General features: G+C 68.9%; 7 protein-coding genes. 1 reads left to right on the forward strand and 6 read right to left on the reverse strand.

Annotated elements, in window-relative coordinates; genetic code table 11:
* From ACRDSQ_RS14130 to ACRDSQ_RS14155, 6 genes are all read right to left on the reverse strand, one after another.
* Positions 1–819 (reverse strand): thiolase family protein (locus ACRDSQ_RS14130; protein WP_431421520.1); only part of this gene is annotated, 819 nt, incomplete at its 3' end.
* A gap of 10 nt (positions 820–829) precedes the next feature.
* Entirely contained in the window at positions 830–1,579 is a 750-nt protein-coding gene (locus ACRDSQ_RS14135) for an enoyl-CoA hydratase/isomerase family protein (protein WP_431421522.1), read from the reverse strand.
* Positions 1,576–2,421: a 3-hydroxyacyl-CoA dehydrogenase family protein gene (locus tag ACRDSQ_RS14140; RefSeq protein ID WP_431421523.1), complete on the reverse strand. Its 846-nt coding sequence runs from the start codon at positions 2,419–2,421 to the stop codon at positions 1,576–1,578. The genes ACRDSQ_RS14135 and ACRDSQ_RS14140 overlap by 4 nt, the downstream gene beginning before the upstream one ends.
* 32 nt (positions 2,422–2,453) lie before the next feature.
* Positions 2,454–2,957 (reverse strand): acetyl-CoA carboxylase biotin carboxyl carrier protein, encoded by a 504-nt coding sequence (gene accB, locus ACRDSQ_RS14145; RefSeq protein WP_431421524.1) that lies wholly within the window; start codon positions 2,955–2,957, stop codon positions 2,454–2,456.
* A 29-nt stretch (positions 2,958–2,986) separates the two neighbouring features.
* Positions 2,987–3,820 (reverse strand): cyclase family protein, encoded by an 834-nt coding sequence (locus tag ACRDSQ_RS14150; RefSeq protein ID WP_431421525.1) that lies wholly within the window; start codon positions 3,818–3,820, stop codon positions 2,987–2,989.
* Positions 3,817–5,400 (reverse strand): AMP-binding protein, encoded by a 1,584-nt coding sequence (locus ACRDSQ_RS14155; protein WP_431421526.1) that lies wholly within the window; start codon positions 5,398–5,400, stop codon positions 3,817–3,819. Before ACRDSQ_RS14155 ends, ACRDSQ_RS14150 begins: the two co-directional genes overlap by 4 nt.
* Before the next feature lie 139 nt (positions 5,401–5,539).
* Here ACRDSQ_RS14155 and ACRDSQ_RS14160 point away from each other — a divergent pair.
* Positions 5,540–6,117 (forward strand): enoyl-CoA hydratase/isomerase family protein (locus tag ACRDSQ_RS14160; protein WP_431421527.1); only part of this gene is annotated, 578 nt, incomplete at its 3' end.

Genomic DNA, 6,117 nt, shown 5'->3' on the forward strand with positions numbered 1-6,117 from the left:
GGCCAGCGGGGTCACCCCGAGCCGGTCGGCGGCGGTTTGGTCGCCCAACAGCAGTGCGGAGGCGCCGTCGTTGAGCGGGGACGAATTCCCCGCGGTGACGGTGCCCGCCTCGCGAAACGCGGGCTTGAGGGTACTCAGCTTGTCCAACGTGGTGTCCGGTCGGATGCCCTCGTCGCGGGTGAGGTCGGTGGCGGGAACCGGCACGACATGGTCGTCGTAGAAGCCGTTGTCCCATGCCTTGGCCGCCAACTGGTGGCTGCGCAGGGCGAACGCGTCCTGCCGTTCGCGGTCGATGCCGTAGCGCTCGGCGAGCTGCTCGGTGGCCGCACCGAGGGACACGGTCCACCCCGCGGGCATCTTCGGGTTGACCATCCGCCAGCCCAGCGTGGTGGAGTGCAGTGTCTCCGGCCCCGCCGGAAACCCCTTGGCGGGCTTGAGCAACACCCACGGGGCGCGCGACATGGACTCCACCCCGCCCGCGACAGCCAGCGACGCGTCGCCGACGGCGATCGTGCGCGAGGCCTGCATGACCGCGTCCATACTGGACCCGCACAGGCGGTTCACCGTCGTGCCGGGCACCGACGTCGGCCACCCGGCCAGCAGCGCCGCCATCCGGGCGACATTCCGGTTGTCCTCGCCTGCCTGGTTCGCGGCACCGAGAACCACCTCGCCGACGATCGCCGGGTCCAGACCGCTGCGTTCGGCCAGCGCGCGCAGGACATGCGCGCCCAGGTCATCCGGGCGGGCCCCGGACAACCCGCCGCCGTAGCGGCCGAACGGGGTCCGCACACCATCGAGCACGAACACGTCCCTGGTCACGTGATCCTCCTCAGGAAGCTGTCTTGCGGTTCAGGAACGCGGTCATGCGCTCGAACTTCTCGCTGTCCTCGAACAGCAGGGCCTGCGCGAGCAGGTCGACGTGCGGGTGCGCCTCCGGCGGAGCGTCCACGGCGAACTTGGTGAGCCGCAGGGCTGTCCTGGAACCGCGCAGCATGCGGTCGACGAGCTTGTCGGTCGCCGCGACCATGACCTCGGGTTCCACCACGTCCAGCACGAGTCCGACTTGACGGGCCTCATCGGCGTCGAGTGTCCTGCCCGCCAACAGGATCTGCTTGGCGACGCTCTCGCCGAGCAGGCGGACCAGGCGGAACGGGCCGCCCGCGCCCGCGAGAATGCCCAGCTGCGGTTCGGGCTGGCCGAACTTCGCGCGGGACGTGGCGAGCCGGACGTCGCAGGCGTAGGCGATCTCGGCGCCGCCGCCGAGTGCCCACCCGTCGATCGCGGCCACCGACGGCATCGGCAGGGCGCGGATGCGCTCGAACAACCGCAAGTTGATACCCGCGAGCGCGTCGTCGCGCCTGCGCTCGCGGAGCTGGGCGATGTCCGCGCCACCCGCGAACACACCGTCCGTGCCACCGGTGAGCACGAGGACCTTCGGGTCACGCTCCAGCTCCGCGCACACGTCGTGCAGTTCGGCCACCATGGTCGCGTCGACCGCGTTGCGCTCCGCCGGGCGGTGCAGCGTGACCCACACCCGGTCTTCGTGGCGGTCGACGAACAGCGTCCGGGGTGCGCTCACCGGCCCTCGCTCCAGTCGTAGAAGCCCTTGCCCGACTTCTTTCCGGTCTCTCCCGCGGCGACTTTGTCCACGAGGAGTTTTGGCGGTTCGAAGCGGGGACCGTAGGTGTCGGCCAGGTGCCGGGCGATGTCGAGCCGGACGTCGAGGCCCACCAGGTCGGTCAGCTTGAGCGGCCCCATCGGATGCCGATAGCCCAGCTCCATCGCGGTGTCGATGTCCTGCGCGCTGGCCACGCCGTCTTCGAGCATCCGAATGGCCTCGAGGCCGAGTGCGATGCCGAGCCTGCTCGTGGCGAAGCCGGGGGCGTCAGCGACCACAATGGTCTGCTTGCCGATCAGCTCACCCGCCTCCTGGGCGGCCGTCACCGTCTCGTCGGAGGTCTCCGGGCCGCGCACGATCTCCAGCAGCGGCATGGCCCACACGGGGTTGAAGAAGTGCATGCCGAGGAAGCGGGCGCGGTCGTCCACGGCGGAGGAGAGTTCGCCAATGGACAGGCCGCTGGTGTTGGAGGCGAGCATGCGCGGTGCGCGCTTCGCCGCCTCGGCAAGCACGGAGCGCTTCAGCTCGACTCGTTCGGGAACCGCTTCGACGATCAAGTCCAGCGCACGCGGCAGATTGTCGACCGCGTTCTCGATGCGCACCCGCTCGACGAGCCGCGCCGCGCTGGATGTCAGCTTCCCTTTCTCCGCCGCACGCTTCGCCTGTGCGGCGAGTGTGTCCTGGGCCCGGCCCGCTTGGGTCGCGTCCGGTTCGACCAGCTCGACCTGGCAGCCTGCCGCCGCGAAGACGTAGGCGACGCCCACGCCCATGGTGCCGCCACCGATCACACCGACATGTCGCATACGGACTTCCTTGGAAGTTGGTTGGTCCGGGCTCACGTCGCGTCCGGGACGATCGAGATCAGCGGAGTGCCGAATTCGACCTGAACCGCGTTTTCGAGGTGGACGGCGGTCACGGTGCCCGACACCTCGGCGGCGACGTTGCTCATGAGCTTCATGACTTCGATGATGCAGAGGGTGTCCCCGGGCTCGACGTGCGAGCCGACCTCGACGAACGGCGGGGCGCCCGGCTGGGGCGAACGCCAGAAGATGCCCACGCTCGGTGCCGAGACCACGACCTCGTCATCTCGTGGCGCTGAGGCAGGTGTGGCCTGCTCGGCAGTGACCGGGGCGGTGGACGCGGCCGGAGCGGGGGCGGGCATGTCGGCTTGCGGCGCGGGCGAAGCGGCGGTCGCGGGCGTGGTGCCCACGGGTTGCAGCACGGCGCCGTTTCGGGCCACCGAGATGGTGACGTCGTCGACCGTGATCACCGCTTCGTCCCATTCGGACTCCTGCAGAGCCGCCAGCACGTGCTTGATGTCCGTTGGGCTGAGTGTCATCTCACCGCTCCTTCGCGGTAGGCAAGGGATCAACGTCCGACGATGGCGACGGGTCGGATGGGAGAGCCGGTGCCGCCTTTGATTCTGAGCGGCACGGCGACGAACAGGAAGTCGGTGATCCCGTGTTCGGCGAGGACCTCGAGGTTCAGCGACTCCATGATGGAGATGCCGTTCTCGACCAGGTTGTGCACGTGGACGGGCAGGTTGATGATCGCCGACGACGGCTTGTGCTCGTAGTTCATGGTGTCCGAGCCGGTGGCGATGATCCCTCGGGAGCTCAGCCACTTCGCGCCGTCGATGGTGACGCCTGGAAGACCCGTCGAGAGGCCGATGTAGGCGTCCTGGTCCGGCCAGAACCGCATCCAGCCGGTGCGCACGATCACCACCGACCCGGGCCCTGGCGGGGTCTTGTCGGCGAACCACTTCTCGAACTCGTCCGGACCGAGGCCGTCCTTGGGCTCGGGATGGCGGCCTAGGAGCTTCACCATGTCGACGAGGTGGCCAGGTCCGATGATCGGGCCCGTCTCCTCGATGCTCGCCACTTCGAGCCCACCCGAGGCACTCTGCGCGTCGAACACCTCGCGCTCGCCAAAGACCTTGCCGTCCTTGGCGACGTGGCCGCGGGCGTCGACGTGGGTGCCGACATGGGCGCCCATCGTCAGGACCTCCATGGCCGATGAGACACCGTTGCCGTACATGCCTTCGCCGTGCTTCTTGGCTAGCGCGTAGGCATACGGTGGGTGGTACGGGTGGCGCGGCATGCCGGGTTCGAGGGCGACCGCGAGGTCGAAGACCCGGACGTCGCGCATCGCCGGGATCGGCATCGTCGTGTCCAGGTAGCTACCGGACCAGTTCTCGCTCATGCCCTGCTCACCTGTCGCTGGTCCCTGTCCCATGCCGCCCCGACCCCTTCCTTCCTGAGCAGGTATTTCTGCACGCGTCCGGTCTCGGTCCGCGGCAACTCGTCGCGGAACTCCACGTAGCGCGGGCGCATGAAGTCGGCGAGGCGGGATTCGCAGTACTCGGCGAGTTCGGCCTCGGAGAGCGTGGCGCCGTGCCGGCGCACCACGATGATCTTGACGTCTTCCTCGCTCAGCTCGGACGGCACGCCGACCGCGGCTACTTCCGCGACGTTCGGGTGTGAGAGCACGGCCTTCTCCACGAGGAACGAGCTGATGTTCTCACCCCGCCTGCGAATGGTGTCCTTGAGCCGGTCGACGAAGACGTAGTACCCGTCCTCGCGCCGCTTGCCGACATCCCCGGTGTGGAACCAGCCGCCTGCCATGGCCTCGGCGGTCTTGTCCGGCTCCTTGAAGTAGCCGGTCATGTAGGCGCCAGGGATTTGGGTGCGGGTCAGTATCTCGCCCGGCACCCCGTCCTGGACGTCCTCGCCGTGCGCGTCGACGATGCGCAACTCGTTGTGTGCCAGCGGACGTCCGATCGTCCCGGACCGCCTGTCGTCGGGCGGGTTGATGCACGCCATGGTGCCGGTCTCGGACAGTCCGTAACCCTCGACGATGCGAACCCCGAACCGCGCCTCGAGTGGGCGGTGGAGGTCTTCGGGCACCGGCGCCGCGACGACGTAACGCAGGAGGTTCGCCCGCTCTTCCGCGCTTTCGGGACGCTTGCTGAGCAGCGCGAGCATCGCGCCGAGCAGGTTGGTGACCGTGGCCTCGCTGCGGAGGATCCAGGTCCAGAACCGGCTCAGTGAGAACGATCGGTCCACGACCACCCGCGCGCCGAGATGAAGACCGGCCATCAGCGTCGTCTGCTGTGCGTTGCAGTGGAACAGCGGCAAACACGTGTGCAGGACGTCATCCGGCGTGAGGCCGAAGTGGTGCGCGAAGTAGCCGCCGGTGTTGACGTAGCTCAGGTGCGGCAGCACCACGCCCTTCGGCAGGCCGGTGGTTCCCGACGTGTAGATGATGTTCATCGGGTCAAGGCCGTCCACCTTGACCGGCGCCGGGTCGCTGTCGGCGCGGTCCAGCAGTTCGGCGAAGGGGACCGCGGTCGTCTCCGGGGTGCCGTCCACCGCCGCGCGCCATCGCAGCGCTTCCAACGGGCCCGCCGCGTCCACGGCGGGGAGCAGATCGGCGTGGCCGATCACCCCGACTGATTCCGAGTGGTCGAGGGTGTGATGCAGGGCCTCACCGACGGTCGAGGTGTTCACCGGGACCGCCACGGCGCCCATCCGGGCCAGGGCGATCCACGAGTCGACAAACTCGATCGAGTTGCGGAGGAACAGTGCGACGTGGTCGCCGCGGCGGACGCCCGCCGACCGCAGCCAGCTCTGCACGCTGCCCGAGCGCCGCCATAGGGCCTCATAGGTGTAGGGCTCTCCGTGCACGACCAGACCGACCTGGTCGGCGGCGTGCTCGGCGCGGTGCTCGAGCAATCGCGGCAGCGAGGTGAAGGGGCTGTACGGGGTCGTCACGGTCACCATGTCCCTCGCGAAGTCGGGGGGACACCAAGTGCGGGGCACCTCATCGGACCTCCAGCATCGCCACGCTAATCAAACAGACGGTTGGTAGTATACGATCGGGTGAGGTTGTCGGTCAACGGTGGCGAGAGGCCGAAGTGCAATGGAGCGACCACAAGGCATCGACACGAGCCCGGTCCTGGTGCAGGCACGGGACGGGGCGCTCGAGATCACCCTCAATCGACCGCGAGTCCTCAACGCCATGAACGGTGACCTCCGGGCTCGCCTGTGGTCGGAGCTCACCCAGGCCGCCCGCGACGACGCCGTTCGCGTCGTCGTGCTGCGGGGATCGGGATCGGCTTTCTGCTCCGGCGCCGACGTCCGCGACCTCGCGGCCGAACCGACGACCACGCTCGGGACACTCGACATGGGCCGCGACATCGTGACCGCGGTGGCGAACATGCCGAAACCGGTGGTGGCGGCGGTTCGTGGCGCCGCGGTGGGGGCGGGAATGAGCCTGGCCCTGGCCTGTGACCTGGTGGTCGCCGATCCGACCGCGGTCTTCCATCCGATCTTCGTGCGTCGCGGCCTTGCGCCGGACTGGGGATGCGCCCACTGGCTCGTCCGCCATCTCGGGCTCGCTCGAGCCAAGGACGTCCTGCTCACGGGTCGCAGCCTGGCGGCGGCCGAGGCGCACGCGCTCGGGCTGATCGCGCGGTTGTGGCCCGAGGACGTCTTCGA

It is taken from the genome of Actinokineospora sp. (assembly GCF_050699995.1).
GTDB lineage: Bacteria > Actinomycetota > Actinomycetes > Mycobacteriales > Pseudonocardiaceae > Actinokineospora.